Genomic DNA, 25563 nt, shown 5'->3' on the forward strand with positions numbered 1-25563 from the left:
TCCCACCGCCGGTCGGCACCCCACCCGCCCGGGCGCGCCGGACCGGCCTCTCGCGGGAGGGGTGCGGGGTCCCTCAGCCGGTGAACGCGCGGGTGACCGCGGACCGCACGGCCGAGTCCACGCGATGGCTCCGGCGCGTGATGCCGAGCTCGGCGCGCAAGGCGTCCGCGAGCTGCTCGCGGGTGCGCTCGACGCCGTCCGACCGCAGCCAGCGCACCAGGTCGTCGAGCTGGTCGTCGCTGTACGCGTTGATCGGCAGGCCCGCGCGCACGTCCGGGCGCGGTGCGGTCCGCACCGGCAGCGCGAGCTGCTCACCACCCGCCGGCGCGCCGCCGTCCCGCGCGACGGGCGCGGGCGCGGCGGGGACGGGGACGGGGACCGCGGCGACGGGCGCGGACCCGACGACCGGCATCACACCGGTCGGCGTGCGCACCACGGGCACCGCACCGGTCGCCGGCGGCACCACCGGCAGCGCACCGGTCGGCTCGCGCACCACGGGCACCGCACCCGTGGGGGTCCGCACCATCGGCACGGCACCGGTGGCCGGGTGGGTCACGTACGGGCGCACGGGGCGGCTCTCCTCGCCCTCACCTGCGCCGTCGTCGTCCCCGACGCGCTCGGGCACCCGGGCCGTCGGCGTGGACGCCGGGGCGGCGGACTCCGGGCGGCGGGCGACGAGCGCGGCGTGCACGGCGCGGCGGATCCGGTCGACCTCGCCCTGGGGGTCGAGGAACGCGGCGGCCGACCACACACGGACCACCGACCACCCGAGGCGCTCCAGCCGGTCCGCGACCAGGCGGTCGCGCACCCGCACGCTCGGCTCGCCGACGTACGCGTCGTCGTCCGTCAGCACCGCGACGAGCATCTCGTCGGGCAGGTCGGGGTGGCCGACGACGAGCGGGATCCGGGACCCTCCGGGCACGCCGTGGTCCACGTCCACGAGCAGCCCGTGGCGCCACAGCCGCTCGGCGAGGTCGAGCACCAGACGGTCGGGGTCGGCACCACCGACGGGCCGCTCCCCCGCACCGTGCGCGGCGCCCTGCGCGCCCCGCTCGGCGGCGAACCGCAGGAGGTCGGCCAGCAGCTGCGGCCCTGCGCCGCGCAGCCGGTCCGGGTCGAGGTCGTCGCCGCGGAAGCACGCCACCACGGTCAGCCGGTGACGGGTGGACCCCAGGGCGTCGAGCAGCAGACCCTCGCCGCCCGGCCGGCTGACCGGCCCGAACGTGTGCAGCACGCGGCGGTGCGGCGTGCGCCCCAGCCCGAGGGAGAGGATCACCGCGTCCCGGCGCAGGCCACCGACGTTGGCGACGTCGACGACGACGAACGGGTCCGCGCGGCCGGCGTCGAAGAACGCCGCGAGCGCGGGGTTGTCGCGGACCTCGCCCATGACGGTCTCCCGCACGGCGTCGGCGTGACGGGGCGTGAGCGTGACGACGGCCAGCGACTCGTCGGGGTGCTGCAGGACGTGCTCGACGACGAGCTCGAGGACGCGCTCGACCTCGGCCGAGGTCGAGTCCACCATGCTGGTGGCCGGGTCCGGCATGCCGGTGCCGTCGACGACCTCCAGCCCGACCAGCGGACGTGCGTCGGGCAGCGGCGTGGGCACCAGGACCCCCTCGTAGCCGTGCTCCACGAGGAACCGCGTGAGGTACGGGTCCCGGCGCGACGCGTCGGCGTGCAGCGCGACCGTCGGCAGGACCCCGGCCAGCTCGCGCACGGCGCTGCCGGACGCGCAGCGGGCGTCACCCACGACGACGACCTGACGGCCCCGCGCGATCGCGGGCAGCGCCGCCTCGACCGGCAGGTGCGCCGCCGCGTCCACGACGACGAGGTCGACCGTGCGGGACGCGGGCAGCACCTGCGAGACGAGCATCGGCCCGGCGACCAGCACCGGCCGCAGGCGTCGCGCCAGGTCGGGGTACCGCGTGACGGTGTCGCGCAGCGACGTCATGCGCTCCTCGACGAGCTCGGCGAACAGCCCCTCGGCCTGGTCGCGGTGCACCCGTACCGCCGACGCGATGCGGCCGAGCGCGGCGGCCAGCACGGGCGCCGTGCGGCTGACGACGTGCCGGCGGTCCAGCTGCGCGTAGCGCGCGGACAGCGCGCCGAGCGCCGCACCGTCGTACCCGGCCAGGGCGGGGTCGGCGGCCAGCACGTGCTCGAAGACGGTGCTCCACCACGCCAGGTCGAGCTCGGCGGGGGCCTGGGTGGGCTCGACGCGGCGGGCGGCGAGGTCATCGACCAGGTCCCCCAGGCCGGCGGCCCGCAGCCCGTGCAGCAGGTGGGTGCGCTCGGGCAGGGTCTCCAGCGCGGCGACACCGGACCGCAGCCGGTTGAGGCGCTCGCGCAGCGCGTCGAACGGTGTGCCGGCCAGGTCGCCGCCCAGCGGGGTCGTGGCGAGGACCTCCGCGAGTCCCTCGACGTCCTGCCGCACCGCACCGTGCTCGTCCTCGATGACCTCCAGGCTCTCCGGCAGGCGCGGCCAGCCGCCGGCCGGGCAGTGCGCCTGCCACACCTCGCGGCGCTCCTGGACCTCGATGAGGGCACCGTGCAGGTCGGCGACCGGCCGACCGGGGCGCACCATGTCCTTGGCCTGCTTGCGCAGGCGTCGGCGCAGCCAGAAGCCCATCGGCACGCCGTGCTCCTCGCGCCACTCCTTGGTGGCGGTCGCCGCGACGAGGTCGGCGGCGGTGCGCTCGAAGACCATCGGCTGGAAGACGTCGAGCGAGGCCCGCACGCCGTCGAGCATGCGCAGCTGCTCGGCCCACTGCTCCAGCGTGGTCGCACGGGTCAGACCGGTCTCGGCGGCCACCTGCGCGACGCGCCCGACCAGCAGCGGGAGCGTGACGTCGAGCAGCCTGTCGAGGCGGCGTCGCACCACCTGCGCGTCGGCCGCCGTGCGCACGTCCGCACCGAACCAGGGGGTGTCCTGCGGGCGCAGCGTGAACGCGCCGAGCTCACCGGCGCGCACCAGGTCCTGCGCGAGCCGGGTGCGTCGCTCGGGGTCCAGGGCGCGCGCGACGTCGGGGTGCAGGCGGACGGTCGTGGCGGGCGTGGGCCGGGTCGCCGTGAGCCGTGCCAGCTCCTGCAGGGCGTCGTACGCGGACGCCCCCCACGGGTCGCGCGGCGCGTGCAGCGCGTCGACGTACCCGCGCAGGCGCTCGCGGTGCTCGACCAGCGGGACCCGGACGGCCTGCACGGCGTCGGTGTCGACGACGGGCGGCTCGAGGGTCATGGCACCCAGCAGGCGGCGTGCGGCGGCGGTGCGCCACCCGGCGTGCGGCTCGACGTCGAGGGCGATCTCCCCCAGCCCGAGGCGACGCAGCCGGTCCACCAGGGCGACGGCGGCGCGACGGTGGCCCGGCACGTACAGGACGGTGCGCCCCTCGGCGGCGGCGTCGGCGACGACGGCGGCCAGCGTGCCGGTCACGTCGGAGCCCGTGGGTGCGTCGACGAAGACGTGCGCGCCGGTGGCGACGACGTCCAGCACGTGCTGCTGCGCGGGGTCCAGGTCCCCGACGCCGCGCTCGAGCGCGGGGTCCCGGTCCCCCACGACGGGCGCCGGCAGCGGCACGTCCAGCGCCTCGCGCGCCTCGGCGATCCCCGCCATCGCCCGCACGACGTCGTGCCGCTCGAGGGTCCCTGCCAGCTGGTCCAGGTCGTCGACGATGACCTGGCCCGGGTGGACGAAGGTGCCGACCACGACCCGCTCGACCAGCGAGAAGTCCTCCAGCACCGCCTCACCGAGGGAGGCGAGCCGCTGCAGCGCGCCGCGCGGGTCGAACCCGGAGCTGCTGAACGTGCCCCGGGCGACGGCGGCGGGGTCGAGCAGGGCGCCGTGGCCGCGCAGCGCGCGGGCCAGGACGGGGTTCACCTCGATGGACGGCTCGAGCTCGAGCTCGTAGTCGCCCTCACCGCTGCCGCGGGCACGCAGCCCGACGGGACGCAGCAGCACCGGTGCGCGCACCGTACGGACGGCCGGGTCGCGGGTCTCGCCGCCGCCCCGCGCGCCCTCCGGCCGGGGGTGGCGGGTGACGTGCGCGAGCGCGCCGACGTCGTCGGACCCGAGGTCGGCGCTGGAACGGTCGGTCCAGGTGGCGACGCCGATGGCCAGGGACGTCGAGGCGATCCCGTAGCGCTGCGTGTACCCGGCGGCGCGCGCGCTGACGGCACGCGCCCGCCGGCGGGCGCTGGACAGGGCACCGGGCTCGCGCACGAGGTTGGACAGGCGTGTGGGGCGTCCGGCGAAGAGCTGGGCCATGCCGGAGGGGTGGGCGGACGACAGGTCGAGGGCGGCGTCGCCGAGCTGGTCGACGTCGGCCAGCGTCGAGGCGCCGGCGGCCTCGACGAGCGCGGCACGCCACGTCGCGACGGCGCCCTCGAGCACCTCGGCGGGCGACGGCGGCTCCACGAGCGCCACCGGCGGGGCCTCGACCGCGTCGGTGCGCTCGGCCGTGGCGGCGTCACCCTCGGCGGGCACCGAGGTGCCGGCGGGGGTGCCGGGGGTACGGGCGGGAGCGGTCACCCTGGCACGGTAACCGCGGGGCGGCCCGATCCTCCGGCGGCCACGCCGGAACCGTCAGGGTTGCGCGGGGTTGCACCCGCACGGGTGGCGCGACCCCGCCGGGCCCCACGCGCCGGCCCTGCGCGCGACAGCCCGGAACGAGCGACGGGACGGGCCGCTGGGCCCGTCCCGTCACATCGAAGCTGAAGACGGTGCGCACCGCGCAGGGGGCAGGCGATACGCACCGTCGGGTTCAATGATGCGCCCTGGCGACCTCTTGGTCAACTGTCCAGGCCGGTGCCCGCGCGGGTGGGATCATCGAGGGGCAGGACGGCACGGGCGGGCCCGGCACGACCGAGTCAACGCCGGCAGCACACCCGACCAGGGGCGACATCACTCCTCCCCCGGTCGGTGACCACGATCGGGGGATGCATGACGAGGCAGCGGGGGCCTGCCGGGGCCACGGCCGTGTGGGCGGTCGCCGCGGTGGCCTACCTCGTCGCCGTTGTGCACCGCACGGCGCTGGGCGTGGCAGGGGTCGAGGCCATCGCCCGGTTCGACCTCGGGGCCACCGGGCTGGCCCTGTTCTCGGTGCTCCAGCTCGCCGTGTACGCCGGCCTGCAGATCCCCGCCGGGCGGCTGGTCGACCGGCTCGGCGCCCGCACCCTCATCACGGTGGGGTCCGCCGTCATGGCCGTCGGCCAGGGCGTGCTGGCGGTGGCCGACGACGTGCCCACGGCGCTGCTCGCCCGTGCCCTGATCGGCGGGGGCGACGCGGCCATCTTCATCAGTGCGTGCCGGCTCATCGCCGAACGCTTCGAGCCCCGCCGTGTCCCGGTGATGGTGCAGGTCACCGGCCTGGTCGGCCAGTCGGGGCAGATCGTGTCCGCCCTCGCCGTGGCGTGGGTCCTGCACACGTCCGGCTGGACGACGACCTTCGGCGTGCTCGCGGTCGCCGGCGCCGCCGTCACCGTGGCCGCGGCCGTGGGGATCGGCGCGCCGCCCCTGCGGCCGCCGGCACCCGCCGCCCGGGAGCGCTTCGTCCCCGCCGTGCGGCTCGCCGCCCAGCCCGCCGGTACCCGGTTGGGTTTCTGGTCCCACTTCCTCACGCCGTTCTCGTTCAACGTCGTGGCGATGCTGTGGGGCGTGCCGTTCTTCGTCACCGCCCAGGGCCGCACCCCGGCCGAGGCGAGCCTGCTGCTCACCGCGATGACGCTGTCCGCGATGGTGACGGGCCCGGTCGTCGGCCTGTTCACCGGGCGGCACCCGCTGCGGCGGTCGTGGGTGGTGCTGATGTCGGCGGGGGCCACGCTCGTCGCCTGGGTCACCGTGCTCGTCCCCGACACCCCCCGGCCGCTCGCCCAGCTGGTGGTCTTCGCGATCGTCCTCGGGGCCGGGGGCCCGGTGTCCCTCGTCGGCATCGACTACGCCCGCACGTTCACCCCGCCCGACCGGCTGGGCACGGCCACGGGGTTCGTCAACACCGGCGGCTTCGCCTCCACGATCATCGGGGTCCTGGCTGTCGGGGTCGTCCTCGAGCTGGTGTCACCCCCCGGGGTGAGCACGTACACGCTCGACGCGTACCGGGTGGCGTTCGCCGTGCTCGTCGTGCCGTGGGTCGCGGGCGTGCTCGGGGTGGTGCGCAGCCGGCGCCGCACCCGCGTCGCGCTCGCTCGGGCTGGCACGGTCGTCCCGCCGCTGCGCGAGGCGCTGCGCCGGCGCCGCACCCGCTGACACGCAGCGCTCCTCACGCCCGGCACTCCTCACCCCGACGCCGCTGCGGGCGTGACGGTGACGCACCACCGGGACGGGCGACGCGCGGGAGCCGTCGCGAGGGATAGGTTCGGCCGATGGACCCGGTGGATCCCGCGCTCGCCGGCGTGCGCGCCTACCTCAGCCACCTCGACGGGTGCGAGGTCGTCGTCCGGACGCTCTCCGGCCGCGAGTACACCGGTCCGCTGTCCTGCCTGCTGTCGGGGAACGTGGTGTTCGTCGGACCGTCCGGCGCCGCACCGTGCATCCGCATCGACGCGGTCGAGTCCGTGCTCCTGCTGCGCGGGCAGCCGGGTCGGTGACGCAGCGGGGCACCCGCGCCGCCGGCCCGGGGCACGGGAGGCCCCGGAGCCGGCGGCGCGAGCGCATCGGGTGGGATCGCTCCCGTCAGAACGCGATCTTGCAGCAGGGCGCCTGCACCTGCGACGAGGCGGTCGCCGCGGCCGGCACGCCGACCAGCCCGGCGAGGGCGACGACGGCGGTCAGGGTGGCGACGGTGAGCTTCTTCATGTGGAACTCCTTCGGGCTGGTGCGCCGGACCGTCCGGCACCCAGGCATCGTCCCGAGGAGGTGTCGCCGGTGCAATGACTCCGGGCATACCGTGGTAGACACGCCCAAGTCGCCCGTCACCCGGGCGTGTCGCAGCCGTGCGTGGCCCGCTGCGGCGGACGTGCGTCAGGGGCGGGGCGTCCCCACACCGGCGGCGTCGAGCGCCCGCCGGTAGGCCTCCGCGACGCGGACGCGGTCGTCGCCGGCCGCGCGCAGCCGGTCCCCCAGGCGCCGCCACGCGACCGCCGACGAGCGGCCCGCGGGCACGAGGTCCAGCCGGTCCTCCACCTGGCGGTACGTCTTGACGGCCGCGCTGCGGTCGCCCGACGCCAGCAGCGCGTCCCCCAACGCCTCCAGCGCGGGCGCGGCGTCGCGCCGCTGCCCGGAACCGAGCAGGTCGACCGCCCGCTGGGCCTGCTCGAGCGCCGCACCGTACCGACCCAGCAGGAGCAGGGCCCGGCAGCGGGTGGTGGCCGCACGCGCCAGCTCCACGGCCGACTCCGCGACCTCGAGCGCCGTCCCCGCCGCGTCCAGCTCCGCCAGCGCCTCGTGCGGCCGGGCGGGGGTCACGGTCAGGAGCAGGTCCGCCAGGTCGAGCCGCAGCCGCGGCACGTCCCGGTCGGCCTCCGCACCGCCGGCCAGTGCCAGCGCCGCGCCCAGGTGCCCGAGCGCGTCCTGCGCGTCACCGAGAGCGTCGTCGACGAACGCGAGGTTCCAGTGCACCGACCAGACGGCGCGCGCGGACCCGTGCACCAGGGCGCGCGCGAGCAGCTCGTTGCCCCGCACCCGCGCGTAGGTCGCGTCCCCCCGGGCGACGTACGCCCACACCAGCGTCGTCTCGAGCCGGAACAGCTCGTCGGTGCCGGCCGCCGTCCCGGCGAGCACGGCCAGCCGCTCCTCGCCCGCCCGCACGGCCCCGTGCACGTCACCCGCCTCGACGAGGGTCATCACCAGCCGCGTCGTCGCGTACGCGGCACGGCGGGGGCGGTGCCCGTCCACGAGCAGCCGCGCGGTGTCCACCAGGACCCGCGAGGCCCCCTCCAGGTCACCGAACAGGTCGAGGGCCTCGGCACGGGCCAGCAGCACGCGGGCGCCCTGGTCGACGTCGAGGGAGTCGAGGTCCACGTCCTGCAGCTCGGTGACGGCCTCCGCCGCGCGGCCGGCGCGCAGCAGCTGACGGGCGCGGACGACGGCCGCCTCGGACGCGCGGTACGCGGGTGAGCGCTCACCCTGCTCGAGGTACGTGGTGGTGACCCCCAGGGCGCGGGCCAGCCGCTCGAGGGCGCCGTCACCGGGCCCCCGGACGCCGCGCTCCAGGTGCGAGACGTAGCTGGGGTGCATCCTGGCCGCGCGGGCGAGGTCGGCCTGGGACAGGCCGGAGCGCTCACGGGCGTCGCGGATGCGTTCGCTGACTGGGTGCACGCCCTCACGATAGGGACCTGCCCCGCCGCACGGAAGGGGCGGGTGGACTCCCGTCACGACACCGGTGACACCCCCGGCGCGACGACGCGGACGCGGGCGGGACCGGTGCGGCGCAGCAGCACCTCGACCGCGCCCGCGTAGGCCAGGGTCGAGGCGGTCGACACGGCCAGCGCGAGCGGTCCGATGTCGACGACGTCCAGGTCCGCCAGCCCGAAGGCCCCGAGGGTGAACACCACGACGTTGTTGACCACGTGCGCCGCGGCCGCGGCCTCCAGGCCGCCGGTCCGCCAGACCAGCCAGCCCATCGTCAGCGCCCACACCGCGGTGTCCACCATGGCGAGCCCGACGTACGTGTGACCGAGGACGAACAGCGGGACCGGCAGCACCACCGCGAACGCGGGGTGCCGCAGCCACGTGCCGATCGTCTGCGCGAGGTACCCGCGGAACACGACCTCCTCCGCGACGCACTGCGCCGGCACCAGCAGCAGCACCAGCCCGGTCATCAGCCAGGACGACGCGTCGACGCGGGGCTGCCAGGTCACGCCCTGCGCCGCGTCCAGGAGCGCGGCACCGCCCTGCACGACCACCGTCAGCACGGCCGACGCGGCCAGGCACCGTCCCGCCCACCCCCAGCGCACACGACCTGCGACCGAGACGAGGAGCCCGACGGGACGCGCCCCGAGCAGGCGCGTGGCCACGAGCACCGCGGGGAGCATCGCGATGATGGAGAGCATCGCGAGCGTGAACGGCAGCGGCTGGGCCAGGTCGGCCACGTCCAGCTGCTCGAGCGCCTCGAGGCCGCCGGGGCCGGACGTCACCGCGGTCACCATCGTCAGGACACCGCCGGCCACGAGGATCCCGACGTACAGGCCGAGGCCGAGCAGCCCGACGAGCAGGGGCCGCCACCAGCGGGAGTCCGGGCTCGTCCGCTGCAGCCGGTGGTACGGGTAGGTGCCGGGGACCTCGTGGACGTCGTGGACGGTGTGGCTGCTCACCGGTCCATCGTCCGGCTCGCGGGCCGCGTCCGCGTCCGCCACGCGGTCGACGCCGGCGGCGCGCGGCTCCGTCCCGCGGCCGACGGCGGGCACGGCCGTGCCGGAAATGCCCTGCCCCGTCCCGGGCCGCGCGGCCTACGCTCCGGGGATGCTGGACGAGACGTGGGTCGAGCACCGCCGCAGCGGTGACCGTGAGGTGCTGGGCTGGGTGCGCCCGCAGGGCGACGGGTACGTGGCCGTCGACCGCCTGGGCCGCGACGTCACGGGACCGGTCGACTGGCTGGAGGCCGAGGCCGCGCTCGAGGAGCGCGGCCTGCACTGGCTTGGCGACCTGTGGCAGCTCACCCGCGCGGACGGCAGCGTCCGGCGCGTGCGCCTGGTCGAGGTCGGGGCGCACCGCGTCGTCGTCAAGGACGACGACATGAACGCCGTCGGCGAGGGCGTCGTCACGACCTACGAGCTGCCGTTCCCGGCGCCGTCGTCGCTGGCACCCTTCGTGGGCGACCGGCACACCCTCGACCCCGGCGACCTGCCGTGAGACGCGGGGTCAGGGGCGCGGGTCGTCCGCGCGACCGATCCGGACGACGACCCGGTCCGCCTAGCATCGCTGCGTGACCAGGACCGCCACACCCGACCCCGCGCCCGACGCGGGGCGGCGGGGCCGGGTGTGGGCGCGCACGTGGCGCCTCGTGCTCGGGGTCGGCATGGGCGTGGGCGCGGGCCTCCTCACCTACGCCGCGGCCTACATCACCTCCCTGGACGGTGCGTTCGGGCCCGTCGAGTACCGGCCGGGCACCGTCTTCTGGATGGTGCTGGACGCGGTCTGCCTGCTCGCCTGCGTCCCCTTGTACCTGCGCCGGTACCGGTCCCCGCTGCTGGTCACCGGCCTGCTCGTGATCGTCGGCTCGTTCTCGGTCCTCGCCTCGGGCCTCGTGCTCCTGGCGGTGGTGTCGCTCGCCACGCGGCGGCGCTGGTCGGAGATCCTGCCGGTGTACGCCCTGTGGCTCGGGGCGATGCTCGTCGGCGAGCGCGCGTTCAGCGCGTGGGTGGTCGTCGACGATGGCACCGCGGGAACCGACGAGCTGTGGACCGTCATCATGACCGCGGCGTTCGCCGCGCTCGTCGTCGTGACGGGCATGTTCATCGGGGGGCGGCGCGCGCTGGTGACGTCCCTGCGCGAGCAGGCGGCGATCGCGCGCCGTGAGGCGGACGCCCTCGACGACTCCGCCCGGGCGAGCGAGCGCAACCGCATCGCCCGCGAGATGCACGACGTGCTGGCGCACCGCCTGTCCCTGGTCGCGCTGCACTCGGGCGCCCTGGAGTACCGCACCGGCCTGGACCCGGAGCAGGTCCGGCAGACCGCTGCCGTCGTCCGGGAGAACGCGCACGAGGCCCTCGGTGAGCTGCGCGAGGTGCTCGGCCTCCTGCGCGAGCCGTCGCCCGCGGACGAGCAGTCACGGCCGCAGCCGACGTTCGCGCAGGTCCAGGAGCTCGTCGACGACGCACGCGCGGCCGGCTCGCCCGTGACCGTCGAGCTGGACCGCGTCGCGCACGACGACCTGGCGCGGCTGCCGGCGTCCACCAGCCGTCACCTGTACCGCGTCGTGCAGGAGACGCTGACCAACGCCCGCAAGCACGCGCCGGGCGCGCCGGTCCACGTCCGCGTCCACGGGGCGCCGGGCGAGCGCGTGGCGCTCGAGGTGAGCAACCCCGTGCCGCCCACGGCGCCCGCCACGCGGCTGCCGTCGTCCGGCTGGGGGCTGACGGGGCTGGCCGAGCGGCTGCGACTCACCGGGGGCGAGCTCGACGCGGGGGCACGCGCCGACGGCACGTTCACGGTCCGGGCGTGGCTGCCCTGGGCCGCGGCACCGGAGGAGGCCGCGTGACCGCGGCGCCACCGGACGTGGCACCACCCGAGGTGGCGCCGCTCCACGCGGCACCACGAGACGCACGCCCGCGGCACCTCGCGACGGGCTCGACGGAAGGACGGACGTGACGGCGACGGCGGAGCAGGCGGGGACCCGGTCGGAGCGGCAGACGGTGCGGGTCGTGCTCGTCGACGACGAGACGCTCGTGCGGGTGGGCCTGCGCCTCATCCTCGGGGCGGACCCCGCGATCGACGTGGTCGGCGAGGCCGGTGACGGCCTCGAGGCGATCGACGTGGTGCGACGCACGGCGCCCGACGTCGTGCTCATGGACATCCGGATGCCGCGGCTCGACGGGCTCGGCGCGACCGAGCGGCTGCTCACGGAGCAGCCGGACTCCCGGGTCGTCATCCTCACCACGTTCGACACGGACGAGATGGTGCTCGGCGCGCTGCGGCTGGGAGCCGCCGGGTTCCTGCTGAAGGACACCCCGCCGGCCGAGATCGTGCGGCACGTGCTCGACGCTGGTGCGGGGCGCACGACCCTGTCGCCGTCGGTCACCGACCGGCTCATCGCGTCGGTGACGCAGCGGCCGCGCGACGAGCGCCGCACCGCCGCTCGCGCGCGGCTCGACGCGCTGACCGAGCGCGAGCGGGACGTCGCGCGCGCGATCGGGCGAGGGCTGTCGAACGCCGAGATCGCCTCCGAGCTGTTCATCACGGTCGCGACCGTCAAGACCCACATCAGCCGCATCCTGGAGAAGATGCCGGCGGACAACCGCACGCACATCGCGATCTGCGTGCACGAGGCGGGCGACGTCTGACCGTGGACTCGCCGAGCACGGCCCGACGCGTCTGGGCCCACGCGTGGCGGCTGCTCGTCGCGATCGCCGTGAGCAGCCTCAACGGGCTGGTCGTCTACGGCCTCGTCCTGACGACCGGGCCGTACCCCGGCGGGCCGCTCGGGGAGATGTGGATGCTCGTCGACCTGGCGTGCCTGCTGCTGTGCGCCGTGGCGTACGTGGCCCGGCACCGTGCCCCGCGCCTGGTCACGAGCATCATCGTGGTCGCCGGGTCGTTCTCGCTGTTCTCGTCGTTCCTGGTGCTGTTCGCCGTGGTGTCCCTCGCCGCGCGACGCCGACGCCTGGAGACCGCGGCGGTCTGCGCGCTGTGGTTCGTCGCGTCGCTCGTCGGCCAGCGGGTCTTCCTCGCGTGGGTGCTGCCGGCCGGCGTCCTGCCCGACGACCTGCGCATCCTGGCGGCCGGGCAGGTGCTGAACACGGCCCTCGCCGTCGTGACCGGCATGTTCATCGGTGGCCGCCGCGCCCTGCTCGCGTCGCTGCGCGAGCAGGCCGCGATCGCCCGGCGCGAGGCGGACGCGCGCGGCGACGGGGCCCGCGCCGCCGAGCGCAACCGCATCGCCCACGAGATGCACGACGTGCTCGCCCACCGGCTGTCCCTCGTGGCGCTGCACGCCGGCGCGCTGGAGTACCGCGCGGAGCTCGACCCCGAGCAGGTGCGCGAGACCGCTGCCGTCGTCCGCCAGAGCGCGCACGAGGCGCTCGGGGAGCTGCGCGAGGTCCTGGGGCTGCTGCGCGACACCTCGGCCACCGACGAGCAGTCCCGGCCCCAACCGACGTTCGCGCAGGTCGGCGAGCTGATCGAGGGTGTCCGCGCGGCGGGGTCCCCCGTGACGTCCACGCTGGACCGCCTCGACGCGGACACGCTGGCGGAGCTGCCGGTGGCGACCAGCCGTCACCTCTACCGCGTCGCGCAGCAGGCCCTGGCGAACGCCCGCGCGCACGCGCCGGGCGCACCCGTGCACGTGCGGGTGCACGGCGCACCGGGCGGACGCGTCGTCCTGGAGGTCACCCACCCCGTGCCCGGGCCGGTGCCGACGACGCTGCCAGGCTCCGGCTGGGGGCTGACCGGGCTGGCCGAGCGGCTGCGCCTCGCCGGCGGGGAGCTCGACGCCGGGGTGCGGCCCGACGGCACCGTCCGCGTGCACGCCTGGCTGCCCTGGTCGGGGCCGACGGACGAGCGCGAGCCGTCGGGCGCCGCGGGCGACGGCGTGGACGGCACCCTCGACGTGGTGGCGTCACGCGCCTGACCGCGGGCGAGCGGGCGGGCCGGCACCGGCGCACGGACGGTCGCGCCCGTCGCGGACGACGGGCGCGACCGCGTGTCAGGACGTGGCGGGCGGCACCGTCTGGACGATGCCCACGACGGCCCACGCCGGCAGCTCGAGGTCGATCTCCAGGACGCCGTCGTCCGACGCGGTGAGCGTGCTGCGCAGCAGGTCGTCGGCCGCCGCCCGCAGCTGCGCGGTCTGCGGCAGGGTGAGGTTGATCGGCTCGCCCATCGCGTGCCACGCCTCGGCGACGTTGCCGTGCTCCCAGTCGAGCTGGACGACGTCGAACGTCGCGCCCGCGGGCAGCCCTGCGACGGTGTGCGTCACCCGGCGGCTCGTGCCCACCTCCGCCAGGCCGCGCGCAGCCGCGTAGCTGTTCTGCGCACGGACGGACCGGCCGCCCATCTCGTCGGGGTAGTGGAACAGGACGCCGGAGACGCGCCCGGTCGCGCCGTCCCGCGTCACGACGCCGTGCGGCAGCTCGGCCACGACCTCGTCGCCCAGCTGCGCGAGCATCCGGAACGCGTGGAACGTCGGCTTGTGCAGACCCTGCTCGTTGACGAGGCCGAACCCGCCGTGGAACGGGCCCAGACCGGCCCCGCCCTCCTCGAAGACGTCCGTGAACGTCCAGTACGAGATGGAGTCGGCGAGCGCCGCGCAGCGCAGGTAGGCGCGCGTGATGTACGTGGCGGCGAACAGGGCGTCGTGGCTGCGGTCACGGCTCGAGGGCGAGGTCGACCACTCGGTGATGTGGATCTCGGCACCCGCGTAGGGGCTGTCGGCGACGATGCGCTGCAGCAGCGTCAGGTCGTCGTAGGTGGCGTCGACGTACCGGCTGATCTCCTTGGCACCGCCGCTGGGCGTGGCCGCGTAGTCGGTCGGGTACAGGTGCGCGGTGAAGAAGTCCACGGGCAGGTCGCGCTCGTGGCACCAGGCGATGAACTCCTCGACCCACACGGGGCGCCAGTCGAGGGCGTCGGGGTCCTCCGCCAGGCCGGTGGCGATCGACTTGCTGCCGTCCTCGTACTCGCCGGCGTACCGGTCGTCGGGGACGAAGACGCTGGTGGACGGCCCGCCGACGAGCAGCCGCTCGTCGATCGCCTTGATGGCGCGCACGCTCGCCTCGTAGAGCTCGAAGTACTGCGTGCGGGTCCCGGTCCAGAACTTCGGGACGAGGTTGGGCTCGTTCCACACCTCGAACCGCCACTGCAGCACCTCGTCGATGCCGTAGCGCTCGATCCAGTGCCGCACCGTGGCGGCGACCAGGTCGGCCCAGCGCCCCATGTCGGTCGGCGGGCTGCAGTGCGCCTTCCACCAGAACAGGGTCTCGGTCTGCGTGGCCAGGTCGCGCGGCATGAAGCCGAGCTCGACGAAGGGCCTGGCGCCGGTCTCCAGGATGAAGTCGAAGACCTTGTCGACGTAGCTGAACGTGTGGACCGGCTCCGCGAGCGGCGTCGGCGGGCCGAAGCCGCCACCCCCGCCGTCGTTGCCGCGGTACACGAACATGTCGTCGTGGAAGAGCCCGTGGAAGCGCACGTAGCGGGCGCCGAGCACGTCGACCGCCTCACGGAAGTGCGCCTGCCAGTCGGCCCGCAGCGCCTCGTTGGCGCGACCCGCGCCGATGCACTGGTTCCAGACGTGGTGCAGCGGGCGGCCGCTGGGCGGGGCGCCGTCCACGGTGAGCGGGCGGGTGGTGTCGGACTGCGTCGGCGCGGCCATGCCGGCTCCTCGTCGAGATCGAAACAGTTTCGCCACCGGTCTGGTCGCGGCTGCGACTGTACGGGCGCAGTCCGAGCAGGTCAATATCGCGTGGCCTGGGGAATCGCGGCGCCCGACGGAGCGGGCGGACCGCCGAAACATTTTCGCCCAGGTGCGCCGACGACCCGCGTCACCCATGCTGACGGATGTTCCTGCCATGACCCGCACCGGGAGTGCCCATGACCTCCGCGACCCCCGCGCCGGCCGACGACGCCACCGGTGCCGCCGCCCACAAGGCTGACGCACCGAGCCCCGACGACCCCCGCAAGCCCGACTCCCCCACCGACCTGCACAAGCCGTCGTGGCTGTACGTGCTGCGGACCACGGTGCGGGAGTTCCTTGGTGACCAGTGCACGGACCTGGCCGCGGCGCTGACCTACTACGCCGTGCTGGCGATCGCCCCGGCCCTGCTGGCCGTCGTGTCCGTGCTGTCGCTGGTGGACGACCCCGACCAGGCGGTCCAGGGCATCGTCGACCTGGCGACCGACGCCGGGGCGGGCGAGCAGGTCGAAGGGCTGCGCCCGGTGCTCGAGCGCCTGACCGACGTGCCCGCGGCCGGGCTCGCTCTGCTCCTGGGCCTCGTCGTCGCGCTGTGGTCCGCGTCCGGGTACGTCGCCGCGTTCAGCCGCGGCATGAACCGCATCTACGAGGTCGACGAGGGTCGACCGGTCTGGAAGCTGCGCCCGGCCCTGCTGCTGCTCACCGCCGTCCTCGTCGTCATCGCGGTGCTGGTGGTCGCGCTGCTCGTGCTGTCCGGTCCGGTCGCGGAGGCCGTCGGCGAGGCCGTGGGCCTCAGCTCGACGGTCGTCACGGTGTGGCAGGTCGTCAAGTGGCCGATCGTGCTGCTCCTCGTGGTCCTGGCCGTCGGGCTGCTGTACCACCGGACGCCCAACGTGCGGCAGCCGCGCTTCCGCTGGATCACCGTCGGGGCGTTCATCGCGATCGTCGTGTGGGTGCTCGCGACCGCCGGTCTGGGCCTGTACGTCGCGAACTTCTCGAGCTACGACCAGACGTACGGCTCGCTCGCCGGCGTGATCGTGCTGCTGCTGTGGCTCTGGCTGACCAACCTGGCCCTGCTGTTCGGTGCCGAGCTGGACGCCGAGCTCGAGCGCGGCCGCGAGCTGCAGGCCGGCATCGCGGCCGAGCGCACCCTCCAGCTGCCCCCGCGCGACACCCGCGCCAGCGAGAAGCGTCAGGCGCGCCTCGAGAAGGACGTCGAGCGCGGGCGGGCCCTCCGGGAGGCCGCGGCACGGCGCACGGGGACCTCGCCTGCGGACGACGCGGGCACCGAGAGGCGCGGGCGCGACGGCGACCGGCGGACGGAGCACGGGTCCTGACGAGCCGCCGGGCGCGCGGACCGGCAGCGCGGACCGGCGGCGCACGCCGTCAGCGCGGACCGGCAGCGCACGCCGTCAGCGCAGCGGCGGCAGCACCTGGTCACCCGCGAGCGCACCCCGGAACGGGTCGCCGCGCTCCGCGACGCGCTCCAGGACGGTGCGGACGGTGAACGCGTCGGGGCGCAGCCACTCGGCGTCGAGCTCGTCCCACGTGATCGGCGCGGACACCGGCGCACCCGCCGCAGCCCGCGGGCTGTACGGCGCGACGAGCGTCTTGTTCACCGCGTTCTGCGTGTAGTCGAGGCGCGCCTGACCACCGCGCTCACGCACCTCCCAGCGCCAGCTCACCAGGTCGGGCACGACCTTGCCGACGGTGCGCGAGAGCCGCTCGACCCAGGCACGCGTCTCGTCGAACGACGGGCCGACGGTGACCGGCACCCACACCTGGATGCCGCGGCGCCCGGTGAGCTTGGGGAACGCCCGCACGCCGACGTGCTCGAACGCGTCGCGGTGCAGCCGGGCGAGCAGCACCAGGTCGTCCCAGGCGGTCGACGGGCCGGGATCCAGGTCCACCAGCGCGTACGTCGGCAGGTCGGGGGCCGACGTGCGCGACGTCCACGCGTGCCACTCCAGCGCCCCGAAGTTGGCGGCCCACACGAGCGCCGCGGCCTCGTCCACCACGAGGTAGGTGGTGGACTCCCCCGGGTCGACGTCGGGCCGGTCCCAGCGCGGCACCCAGTCCGGTGCGTGGTCCGGCAGCTGCTTGTGCCAGAACCCGGCGGTGGCGGCGCCCTGCGGGAAGCGGTGCATGTTGAGCGCGCGGCCCGCCAGGTACGGCAGGGCGACGGGCGCGATCCGCGCCGCGTAGCGCAGCAGCTCGCGCTTGGTCACCGGCGGCTCGTCGTCCCGGCCGGGGAACAGCTCCTTGTCGAGGTTCGTGACGCGCAGCCGCCGCCCGAAGACCTCCCACGTGCCCGACGCCCCGAGGTCGTCCAGCGCGGCGAGCTCGTCGTCGGACGGCCCGTCGACCTGCGGCGCCGCGGGATGCGTCTCGACCTCCGCCTCGGACGCCGGGACGCCCGAGCGCCACAGCCGGTCCGGGGCGGCGGCGACCTCGTCGTTGGTGCGTCCCGACACCACGGACGTCGGGTGGTCCTCCGCGTCCCAGCCGTCGACGGCGTGCTCGTCCTTCTTGTGGAGCATGAGCCACTGCTCCTTGCCGTCGCGGGCGCCGCCGTCGCGCCGGACCAGCAGGAACTTGCCGCGCAGCCGCTCGCCGTACAGCTCGGCGTGCAGCTGACCCCCGGCCACCTCCGCGGCCGGGTCGTCGCTCTTGTACGGCTCCCACGTGCCGCGGTCCCACACGATGACGTCGCCGCCGCCGTACTGCCCGTGCGGGATCACGCCCTCGAAGTCCTCGTACTCCAGGGGATGGTCCTCGACGTGCACGGCCATGCGACGCGCCGACGGGTCGAGCGTCGGCCCCTTGGGCACGGCCCAGCTGACGAGGACGCCGTCGATCTCGAACCGCACGTCGTAGTGCAGCCGGCGCGCGCGGTGCCGTTGCACGACGAAGCGGCGCCCGGTGCCCTCCACTCCCGCCGGGGGCGCGCCCGCGGGCTCGGCCGTGCGCGTGAAGTCGCGCATCGACCGGTAGGTGCCCAGCGCGTCGGGCGGATCCGGCGGCTCCGTGGTGGCGTCAGCCTTCCGTGGCGTCGGGGTCCTCCTCCGGCTCGAACGTGCTGGGCTCGTCGGTCGCGGTGCCGCCGACGCCGTCGTCGGACAGCTCGTCGGCGTCCGTGACGGGTCGGCCGTCGTCTGTCTCGCTCATGGGAGCCTCCTGCGTCGTCGGGCCTGCGTCCGCCCAGCGTGCGTCGGTGCCCGCCCACCCGCAACCAGAGCGGCCCGCGCCCCGGGCCCGGCCGACCGGCCGGGTGACGGCCCGCCCGGCACCGCTCGCCGACGTGCGCGACGCGCTCCCGACGGCGATGCTCGGTAGGCGCGGCGCCGGTGCCGCGCCACGTGACGCGAAGGAGCGACGCATGAGCGAGAACCCCGGACCCGCCTCCCCCGGCGCGCCGGCGCACGGCGACGAGCACCGCCGGACGCCCGCCGACACCGGTCCCGGCCCGGACCCGGCGGACGTCGACGGACCGTCGCGCCCCGCCGGTGCCGACGAGGCGGAGGACGCACCGGACGAGGGCTGACTCCCGCACCTGCGTGCGGGCGAGTGACCCGGCACGGCCCGGCGGGGGGGTGGGTCGGCGCGCGCGTCGTCCACCCCGCTCGGCGAGCGGGACGCGCGTCCAGCACGTACAAAGGACGAGGTGAGCACCCCCCTCGAGGACTACGCCCTGCTGTCCGACCTGCGCACGGGTCCCCTCGTGTCACGTGACGGCAGCATCGACTGGCTGTGCCTGCCGCGGTTCGACTCCCCCGCGGTGTTCTCCGCCGTCCTCGGCGGTCCCGACGACGGGCGCTGGAAGATGTCGGTGGTCGACGGGGAGGTCGTGGGGCGCCGCTACCTGCCGCAGACGTTCGTGCTCGAGACGACGTGGCGCAGCCCCACGGGCACGGCCCGCGTCACCGACTTCCTGCCCGTGTCGACGCAGCGGGACGACCTGGTGCGACGCGTCGAGTGCCTCGACGGCACGGTGGAGGTCGAGCACGACCTGCGGCTGCGCTTCGACTACGCGCGGGCCACCCCCTGGGTGCGGGTCGTGGACCACCACGGGCAGCCGGCGCTGACCTCCCTGGCGGGACCCGACGGCGTGCTGGTGACCGGCCCGCTGCTGGGGTGGAGCGACGACCACGGGGACGGGGTCGCGGACCCCGAGGCCGCGGTCGACCAGCCGGGGGCCTTCACCGCCGGCGACCGGCCCGGCGGGCTCCGGGCTCCCCGCCTCACCGGCCGGTTCCGCCTCGACGCGGGCGACGTGCGCGACTGGGACCTGGCCTGGTTCCCGTCGTACCACGAGCCCCCGGAGCCGATCGACGTGGACCGGGCCCTCGCCGAGACGCTGAGGTTCTGGACGGACTGGTCCTCCAAGGTGACGATCCGCACCAGCCGGGACCCCCTGGTGCTGCGCTCGATGCTCGTGCTGCGCGCCCTCACCCACGGGGACACCGGCGGGATGGTCGCCGCGCCCACCGCCTCGCTGCCGGAGGAGATCGGGGGTGAGCGCAACTGGGACTACCGCTACGTGTGGCTGCGCGACGCGGCGCTGACCATCGAGGTCGCCGTCGCGCACGGCCTCACGGAGGGCGCGTGCCTGTGGCGCGACTGGCTCCTGCGCGCGGTGGCGGGCGACGCGCACGACGTGCGGATCATGTACGGCGTCGGCGGGGAGCGTGAGCTCGACGAGAAGGTGCTCGACCACCTCGACGGCTACGAGGGGTCGCGCCCCGTGCGCATCGGCAACGGCGCCGCCGACCAGTACCAGGCGGACGTGGTGGGCGAGGTGATGATCGCGCTCGGGATGCTGCGCGACGCCGGCGTCGCGGACGACGAGTACACGTGGGGCCTGCAGAAGAGCCTCCTGCGGTTCGCCGAGGAGCACCTCGACCGCAAGGACCACGGCATCTGGGAGATGCGCGGCGAGCTGCACCACTTCACCCACGGCCGGGCGATGATGTGGGCCGCGTTCGACCAGGGCGTGCGGGCGGTGGAGCAGCACGGCCTCGACGGGCCGGTCGAGCGGTGGCGCGAGCTGCGCGAGCACCTGCGCGGGGAGATCGAGACCCGGGGCTTCGACGCGGCGCTCGACAGCTTCACGCAGACGTACGAGAACAGCGAGGTGGACGCCTCGCTGCTGCAGCTGCCCCACACCGGGTTCCTCGCGTACGACGACCCGCGCATGCTCGGGACCGTCGCCCGGATCGAGCGGGACCTGGTCGACGGGCACGGCCTGGTGCGTCGGTACCGCACGGACACCGGGATGGACGGCCTCGAGGGCGACGAGCACCCGTTCCTCATCTGCTGCTTCTGGCTGGTGGAGCAGTACGCCCGCAGCGGGCGGGTCGAGGACGCCCGGGTGCTGATGAAGCAGCTCGTCGGGTACGCGAACGACCTGGGCCTGCTCAGCGAGGAGTACGACCCGGGGGCGGGGCGGCTCGTCGGCAACTTCCCGCAGGCCTTCAGCCACATCGGGCTGATCCGCGCGGCCGACGCGCTCGCGGACGTGACCGACGACTGACGGCTGACGACCGACGGCTGACGACCGACGCCGTCGCAGGTCGGCCCCGCCCCGACGTGCGTGAGGCCCGCCGGGTCGGGATGCTCGACGGGAGCGACGGACGTGCCGTCGCCGGTGCGCAGGAGCCGCGATGAGCACGCCCCTGGAGGACTACGCGCTGCTGTCCGACCTGTGCACCGGTCCGCTGGTGTCCCGCCAGGGCAGCATCGACTGGCTGTGCCTGCCGCGCTACGACTCCCCGGCCGTCTTCTCGGCCCTGCTGGGTGGCCCCGACGACGGCCGCTGGCAGCTCTCCGTGGTCGACGGCGAGGTGGTCGAGCGTCGCTACATCCCGCACACCTTCGTCCTGGAGACGACGTGGCGGACCCCCACGGGCCGCGCGCGCGTCACGGACTTCCTGCCGCTGGTCACCGAGCGCGCCGACCTGGTGCGGCGCGTGCAGTGCCTGGAGGGGACCGTCGAGGTGGAGCACGACCTGCGTCTGCGGTTCGACTACGCGCGGGCCACGCCGTGGGTGCGCGTGGTCGACCGCGAGGGCTCACGTGCGCTGCTGTCGCTCGCCGGCCCGGACGGTCTGGTGCTCAACGGGCCGCTGCTGACCTGGGCGGACGACCACGCGACGGGCGCGTTCGACGCGCACGCCGAGGGCGGTGCCGGCGCACCCGCCCCGCGGCTGACGGGCCGGTTCCGCCTGGAGGCCAGGCAGAGCCTCGACTGGGACCTCACGATGTTCTCCTCGTACGAGGACGAGCCCCCGCCCGTGGCCGTCGACAACGCGCTCGCCGCGACCATCGAGTACTGGACCCAGTGGTCGGCGGCACGCCACGTGGACACCGCCTACAACCCCCAGGTGCTGCGCTCGATGCTCGTGCTGCGGGCCCTGACCCACGCGCGGACCGGTGGCGTCGTCGCGGCGCCCACCGCGTCGCTGCCCGAGAGCCTGGGCGGCAGCCGCAACTGGGACTACCGGTACGTGTGGCTGCGGGACGCGGCGCTCACCATCGAGGTCGCCGTCGCGCACGGTCGCGCGCACGCCGCGGTGCCGTGGCGCGACTGGCTGCTGCGCGCCGTCGCCGGCGACGCCGACCACATCCAGATCATGTACGGCGTGGGGGGTGAGCGGGAGCTCACCGAGAAGGTGCTCGGCCACCTCACCGGGTACGAGGGGTCGCGCCCGGTGCGGATCGGCAACGGCGCCGCGGACCAGTACCAGGCCGACGTGGTGGGCGAGGTGATGATCGCGCTGGCGCGGCTGCGTGACGCGGGCGCCGAGGAGGACGAGTGGTCCTGGGGGCTGCAGAAGGGCCTGCTGCGGTTCTGCGAGCGCAACCTCGACCGCAAGGACAACGGCATCTGGGAGATGCGCGGCGAGCTGCACCACTTCACGCACGGGCGCGTGATGATGTGGGCCGCGTTCGACCGGGGCATCCGGGCCGTCGAGCACCCGCACGGTCTGGACGGCCCCGTGGAGCGCTGGCGCGAGCTGCGTGACCGGCTGCGCGTCGAGATCGAGGAGCGCGGGTTCGACGCCGGGCTCGACAGCTTCACGCAGGTCTACGGCGGCACCCGCGTGGACGCGGCACTGCTGCAGCTGCCGCACACCGGGTTCGTCGCGCACGACGACCCGCGCATGCTCGGCACCGTCGCCCGCATCGAGTCCCAGCTGGTCGACGCGCACGGGCTGGTGCACCGCTACCGCACCGACAACGGCATGGACGGGCTCGCCGGGGACGAGCACCCGTTCCTCATCTGCAACTTCTGGCTCGTCGAGCAGTACGCGCTCTCCGGGCGGCTCGGCGAGGCGCGGGCGCTCATGGACCGGCTCGTCGGCTTCGCGAACGACGTCGGCCTGCTCAGCGAGGAGTACGACCCGGTCGAGGGGCGGCTCATCGGCAACTTCCCGCAGGCGTTCAGCCACATCGGGCTGATCCGCGCGGCGGACGCGATCGCCGCCGCGTCGCGCGGTCCGTCGGCGGGCTAGTTGTCGGCGGGCTGGTCGTCGGCGGCGACCACCGGGAGCGTCAGCCGGGACGGGTGCGCGGCGTCGTGCAGCACCCGCTGGTGCGCCGTCACGAAGTCCGCCTCGGCGACGCTCGCGGCCGGTGCGCCCGTGCCGGGGTTGCGGTCGAACCGCGGGAAGCTCGAGCTCGACACGTCCAGGCGGACCCGGTGCCCGGCGGCGAACTCGTGGCCCACGGCACCCAGCTCGACGACCAGCTCGTGCGGCTCGTCGGGGGTCAGCAGCGTGGGGTTCGTGGGGTCCTGCCGGCTGGCGCGCAGGATGCCGTCGACGAGGTTGAGCGCCGTGCCGTCGGGGTGGACGTCGACCAGCTTGGCCGTCCAGTCGGTGTCCGCGGCGCTGGTCGCCGCGTGCAGGGTGAGCCGCACCGTCCCGATCACGCGCAGCGGCGCCGGCAACGGGTCGCCCACGAACCGCAGCACGTCGGTGCGCCCGTCGAGCGGACGCTGGTCCACCGACCCGCACATGCCGGCCGCGTCGCCCTGCGGCAGCAGGGTGTTGCCGCCGAGGGTGGGGACGGGGTCGCGCGGGTCGAACACGTAGCGGCTGGGCGGCGTCCCGGCGGGAGCGGCCTCGGCGGCCAACGCACCCGGGTGCAGGTGCAGGTCGACGTCGCGGGCCGGCGGGGGCCACGTCGTGTGGTGCGTCCACACGTTCGCCCCGGTCACGAAGACCTGCACGAGGGCGTCGGGGACGGGGACGTCGTCGGAGGCGAGGTGCGCGGCGAGGAAGTCCAGGAGCATGGCGTCGAGGCCGATCGCACCACCGGCCGCCGACGGCCCGTGGTCGACGTCGCCCAGCGAGCGTCCCGCGGCGCCGTGGCTCCACGGCCCGATCACCAGCCGCGACCCGGGGTGCCGCGGCTCGCGGGCGAACTCCCGCAGCGAGAGGTCGCGGAACACGTCGTGCCAGCCGGCGACCACGAACGTCGGCAGGGCGGGGCGGTCCGGCAGCGCGTGCTGCTGCCAGTAGTCGTCGACGTGCGCGTGCTCGACCCAGTCCCGCCAGGCGGGGAACAGCTCGTCCAGCACCGGGATCCGTGTCAGCGGCGTCGTCGCGAACCCGGCGGGGAAGCTGCCCAGCAGCGCACCCCACGCCTCCTGCAGCGCGGTCACGTCCTCGCCCGCCGCCGCACGCCGTGCCAGCGGGACGCCCGCCATGGCCGCCGCCCAGCCGAGGGCCGACCCCAGGTTGAGCGCACCGCCGGTGTAGGTCAGCGACCACGGGTCGCTCGGCACGACACCGGTGACCATCGCGCGCAGCGCCGGCGGCGCCCCGCCCGCGGCGTACAGCTGCGTCTGCGCGACGTAGCTGCGGCCCGTCGTCGCGACGCGCCCGTTCGACCACTCCTGGTCCGCGCACCACGCGATCGTGTCGACACCGTCGCGCTCGTCGTCCACCCAGGGGTAGAACACACCGTCGGACGCACCGGTGCCGCGCAGGGCGACCATCACCAGGGCAAGCCCCCGCTCCGCGAGCCCCATGAGGTCCGTCTCGAAGCGCGCGTCCGCCAGCGGGTACGGGCTGCGCAGCAGCACCACGGGGACGGGCTCGTCGACCAGCGGCCGCACCACCACGGCCCGCAGCACCGTCCCGTCCCGCATCGGCACCGGGACGTCGTGGTCGGTCCGGGTGGACGGGCGCGAGGGCGTGCTCATGCCGGGCTCCTTCGGTGGCGGGGACGCCATCCTCCCGCGGCCGGAGCCCGGTGACGTGGGACGGCACGCCGGGTGCGCCGTTCACGACGGGTACGCCGTGCGCCTCGCGTGCGGGTCCCGCGGTGCCGATGTCATCCACATGACGGACGGTTCGAGCGGTTCCCAGTCGGTGGCTCACAAGGTCATGTCGCTGCGCTACGCGGGAACGTGCGACACGTGTGCGGTAAACCTCCCCGGTCGAACACGGGCCGCCTACGTCGCAGCGAGCCGTACGGTGCGCTGCCTCGACTGCCTGGGACAGGCTGCGGTGGCGGCTGCGGTTCGCGCGTCTCCGGCAGCGGGCAGCCCGAAGACACCCGGACACGGACCCGTGCAGGCTGCCGGGATGGCGCCTGTGGACCCGGGCACAGCGGGTTCGTCCGCCCGTCGCGAGTACGAGCGCCGAGCGGCCGGGCGCGAAGCACGCATCCGCGAGGCGCACCCTCGTCTCGGCGGGCTCATCCTGGCGCTCAGCGAGGAGCCGCAGAGCACGACGGCGTGGGCCCGAGGCGCTCGAGGGGAGGAGCTGCTGGGGGCACGGCTCGACACGTTGGCTGCTCAGCAGGTCAGGGTGCTTCACGACCGCCGCATCCCCCGGACGCGCGCCAACATCGACCACGTCGCGGTGGGGCCGACCGGTGTGCACGTGATCGATGCCAAGCGCTACACCGGGCGGCCCTCGCGGGAGGTGGAGGGTGGCCTGTTCCGGCCACGGGTCGAGAAGCTGGTCGTCGGTCGCCGCGACTGCACCCGCCTCGTCGACGGCGTTCTCCGCCAGGTCGACCTCGTGGTGTCAGCTCTCCGTGACCGCGGCCTCACCGAGGTCCCGGTGACCGGGACCCTCTGCTTCATCGAGGCGGACTGGCCGCTCGTCGGCGGAAGCTTCGTCATCAGGGACGTCGCGGTGGTGTGGCCGAAGAAGCTCGCCGAGCGACTGACGGCGCCCGGTTCGCTGGGCGAGACCGAGGTCGTCGCGGTGCACGAGGCGCTGGCGAAGGAGTTCCCACCGGCCTGACGACCCGATCCTCCCGCCCGGGCAACCCCACCCGGCCTCCCCCAGGCACACGAAAGGCAGGGGACCTGAGTCTCCCCTGCCGTACTCAGACTATGGCGCGGGCATGGGCTTGCCGCAAGACCCCCGTCGTCGCCCAGGATGGTCGACCGCAGCCCGGTGCGACCGTGAGCAGCCGGTGGGCCGAGCCGGGTGACCACTGGTCAGTTGGGGGCAGTGGCAGAGGGTTGAGGTGCTCCCACGTGACCACTGGTCGGTCGGGGACGGTGGCAGAGGGGCGACGTCCTCCCATGTGACCAGTGGCG

The 25563-nt window shown here is 75.3% G+C and carries 19 protein-coding genes; 11 read left to right on the forward strand and 8 right to left on the reverse strand.

All coding sequences use genetic code 11. The features are described from left to right. Positions 1 to 73: 73 nt before the first annotated feature. Positions 74 to 4525 (reverse strand): hypothetical protein, encoded by a 4452-nt coding sequence (locus J1G43_RS19665; RefSeq protein WP_207371376.1) that lies wholly within the window; start codon positions 4523 to 4525, stop codon positions 74 to 76. A gap of 411 nt (positions 4526 to 4936) precedes the next feature. Between J1G43_RS19665 and J1G43_RS14300 the strand changes: the two genes are divergently transcribed. Next, entirely contained in the window at positions 4937 to 6238 is a 1302-nt protein-coding gene (locus J1G43_RS14300) for an MFS transporter (protein ID WP_207378700.1), read from the forward strand. 116 nt (positions 6239 to 6354) lie between these two features. Next, positions 6355 to 6579 carry a hypothetical protein gene (locus tag J1G43_RS14305; RefSeq protein ID WP_089800740.1) on the forward strand — a complete coding sequence of 75 codons (225 nt, stop codon included), beginning with the start codon at positions 6355 to 6357 and terminating at the stop codon, positions 6577 to 6579. 85 nt (positions 6580 to 6664) lie between these two features. Here J1G43_RS14305 and J1G43_RS19420 read toward each other — a convergent pair whose 3' ends face one another. From J1G43_RS19420 to J1G43_RS19670, 3 genes are all read right to left on the reverse strand, one after another. Beyond that, positions 6665 to 6787, reverse strand: a complete 123-nt coding sequence (locus J1G43_RS19420; RefSeq protein WP_256439603.1) for a hypothetical protein — start codon at positions 6785 to 6787, stop codon at positions 6665 to 6667. 165 nt (positions 6788 to 6952) lie between these two features. Beyond that, complete coding sequence (locus tag J1G43_RS14310) at positions 6953 to 8248, reverse strand: helix-turn-helix transcriptional regulator (RefSeq protein WP_207378701.1); 1296 nt, start codon at positions 8246 to 8248, stop codon at positions 6953 to 6955. 53 nt (positions 8249 to 8301) lie between these two features. Further along, complete coding sequence (locus J1G43_RS19670) at positions 8302 to 9243, reverse strand: CPBP family intramembrane glutamic endopeptidase (RefSeq protein ID WP_207342351.1); 942 nt, start codon at positions 9241 to 9243, stop codon at positions 8302 to 8304. Between the two features lie 148 nt (positions 9244 to 9391). Here J1G43_RS19670 and J1G43_RS14320 point away from each other — a divergent pair, with 148 nt between their 5' ends. From J1G43_RS14320 to J1G43_RS14335, 4 genes are all read left to right on the forward strand, one after another. Then, positions 9392 to 9781 carry a hypothetical protein gene (locus tag J1G43_RS14320; RefSeq protein WP_207342352.1) on the forward strand — a complete coding sequence of 130 codons (390 nt, stop codon included), beginning with the start codon at positions 9392 to 9394 and terminating at the stop codon, positions 9779 to 9781. 73 nt (positions 9782 to 9854) lie between these two features. Next, positions 9855 to 11129, forward strand: coding sequence for a sensor histidine kinase (locus tag J1G43_RS19675; protein ID WP_249670801.1), 1275 nt, complete (start codon positions 9855 to 9857; stop codon positions 11127 to 11129). Between the two features lie 106 nt (positions 11130 to 11235). After that, entirely contained in the window at positions 11236 to 11931 is a 696-nt protein-coding gene (locus J1G43_RS14330; RefSeq protein WP_207342353.1) for a response regulator transcription factor, read from the forward strand. Between the two features lie 2 nt (positions 11932 to 11933). Next, positions 11934 to 13217: a histidine kinase gene (locus J1G43_RS14335; protein ID WP_307859610.1), complete on the forward strand. Its 1284-nt coding sequence runs from the start codon at positions 11934 to 11936 to the stop codon at positions 13215 to 13217. Between the two features lie 75 nt (positions 13218 to 13292). Here J1G43_RS14335 and J1G43_RS14340 read toward each other — a convergent pair whose 3' ends face one another. After that, positions 13293 to 14957, reverse strand: coding sequence for a beta-xylosidase (locus J1G43_RS14340; RefSeq protein ID WP_207371374.1), 1665 nt, complete (start codon positions 14955 to 14957; stop codon positions 13293 to 13295). Between the two features lie 218 nt (positions 14958 to 15175). Here J1G43_RS14340 and J1G43_RS14345 point away from each other — a divergent pair, with 218 nt between their 5' ends. After that, positions 15176 to 16333, forward strand: a complete 1158-nt coding sequence (locus J1G43_RS14345) for a YihY/virulence factor BrkB family protein (protein WP_207342355.1) — start codon at positions 15176 to 15178, stop codon at positions 16331 to 16333. Between the two features lie 75 nt (positions 16334 to 16408). Here the strand turns inward: J1G43_RS14345 and J1G43_RS14350 are convergent, their stop codons facing one another. After that, positions 16409 to 17998 (reverse strand): DNA polymerase ligase N-terminal domain-containing protein, encoded by a 1590-nt coding sequence (locus tag J1G43_RS14350; protein WP_278186659.1) that lies wholly within the window; start codon positions 17996 to 17998, stop codon positions 16409 to 16411. A gap of 34 nt (positions 17999 to 18032) precedes the next feature. After that, complete coding sequence (locus J1G43_RS19430; RefSeq protein ID WP_256439602.1) at positions 18033 to 18164, reverse strand: hypothetical protein; 132 nt, start codon at positions 18162 to 18164, stop codon at positions 18033 to 18035. 211 nt (positions 18165 to 18375) lie between these two features. Between J1G43_RS19430 and J1G43_RS14355 the strand changes: the two genes are divergently transcribed. The 3 genes from J1G43_RS14355 (at position 18376) to J1G43_RS14365 (ending at position 22510) form a co-directional block, all read left to right on the forward strand. Then, positions 18376 to 18540, forward strand: a complete 165-nt coding sequence (locus J1G43_RS14355; protein WP_207342357.1) for a hypothetical protein — start codon at positions 18376 to 18378, stop codon at positions 18538 to 18540. Between the two features lie 120 nt (positions 18541 to 18660). Continuing rightward, positions 18661 to 20529, forward strand: coding sequence for a glycoside hydrolase family 15 protein (locus J1G43_RS14360; RefSeq protein WP_207371372.1), 1869 nt, complete (start codon positions 18661 to 18663; stop codon positions 20527 to 20529). 130 nt (positions 20530 to 20659) lie between these two features. Beyond that, complete coding sequence (locus J1G43_RS14365) at positions 20660 to 22510, forward strand: glycoside hydrolase family 15 protein (RefSeq protein WP_207371371.1); 1851 nt, start codon at positions 20660 to 20662, stop codon at positions 22508 to 22510. Here the strand turns inward: J1G43_RS14365 and J1G43_RS14370 are convergent. After that, the gene (locus tag J1G43_RS14370) at positions 22507 to 24207 is read right to left on the reverse strand and encodes a CocE/NonD family hydrolase (protein ID WP_207371370.1); all 1701 of its coding nucleotides are present in this window, start codon (positions 24205 to 24207) and stop codon (positions 22507 to 22509) included. The genes J1G43_RS14365 and J1G43_RS14370 overlap by 4 nt on opposite strands. A gap of 385 nt (positions 24208 to 24592) precedes the next feature. On the opposite strand from J1G43_RS14370, the gene J1G43_RS14375 reads away from it, so the two are divergent. Beyond that, positions 24593 to 25261: a nuclease-related domain-containing protein gene (locus tag J1G43_RS14375; protein WP_242635792.1), complete on the forward strand. Its 669-nt coding sequence runs from the start codon at positions 24593 to 24595 to the stop codon at positions 25259 to 25261. Positions 25262 to 25563: the final 302 nt, after the last annotated feature.

Origin of the sequence: Cellulomonas sp. zg-ZUI22 (genome assembly GCF_017353535.1) — a bacterium.
GTDB lineage: Bacteria > Actinomycetota > Actinomycetes > Actinomycetales > Cellulomonadaceae > Cellulomonas > Cellulomonas wangleii.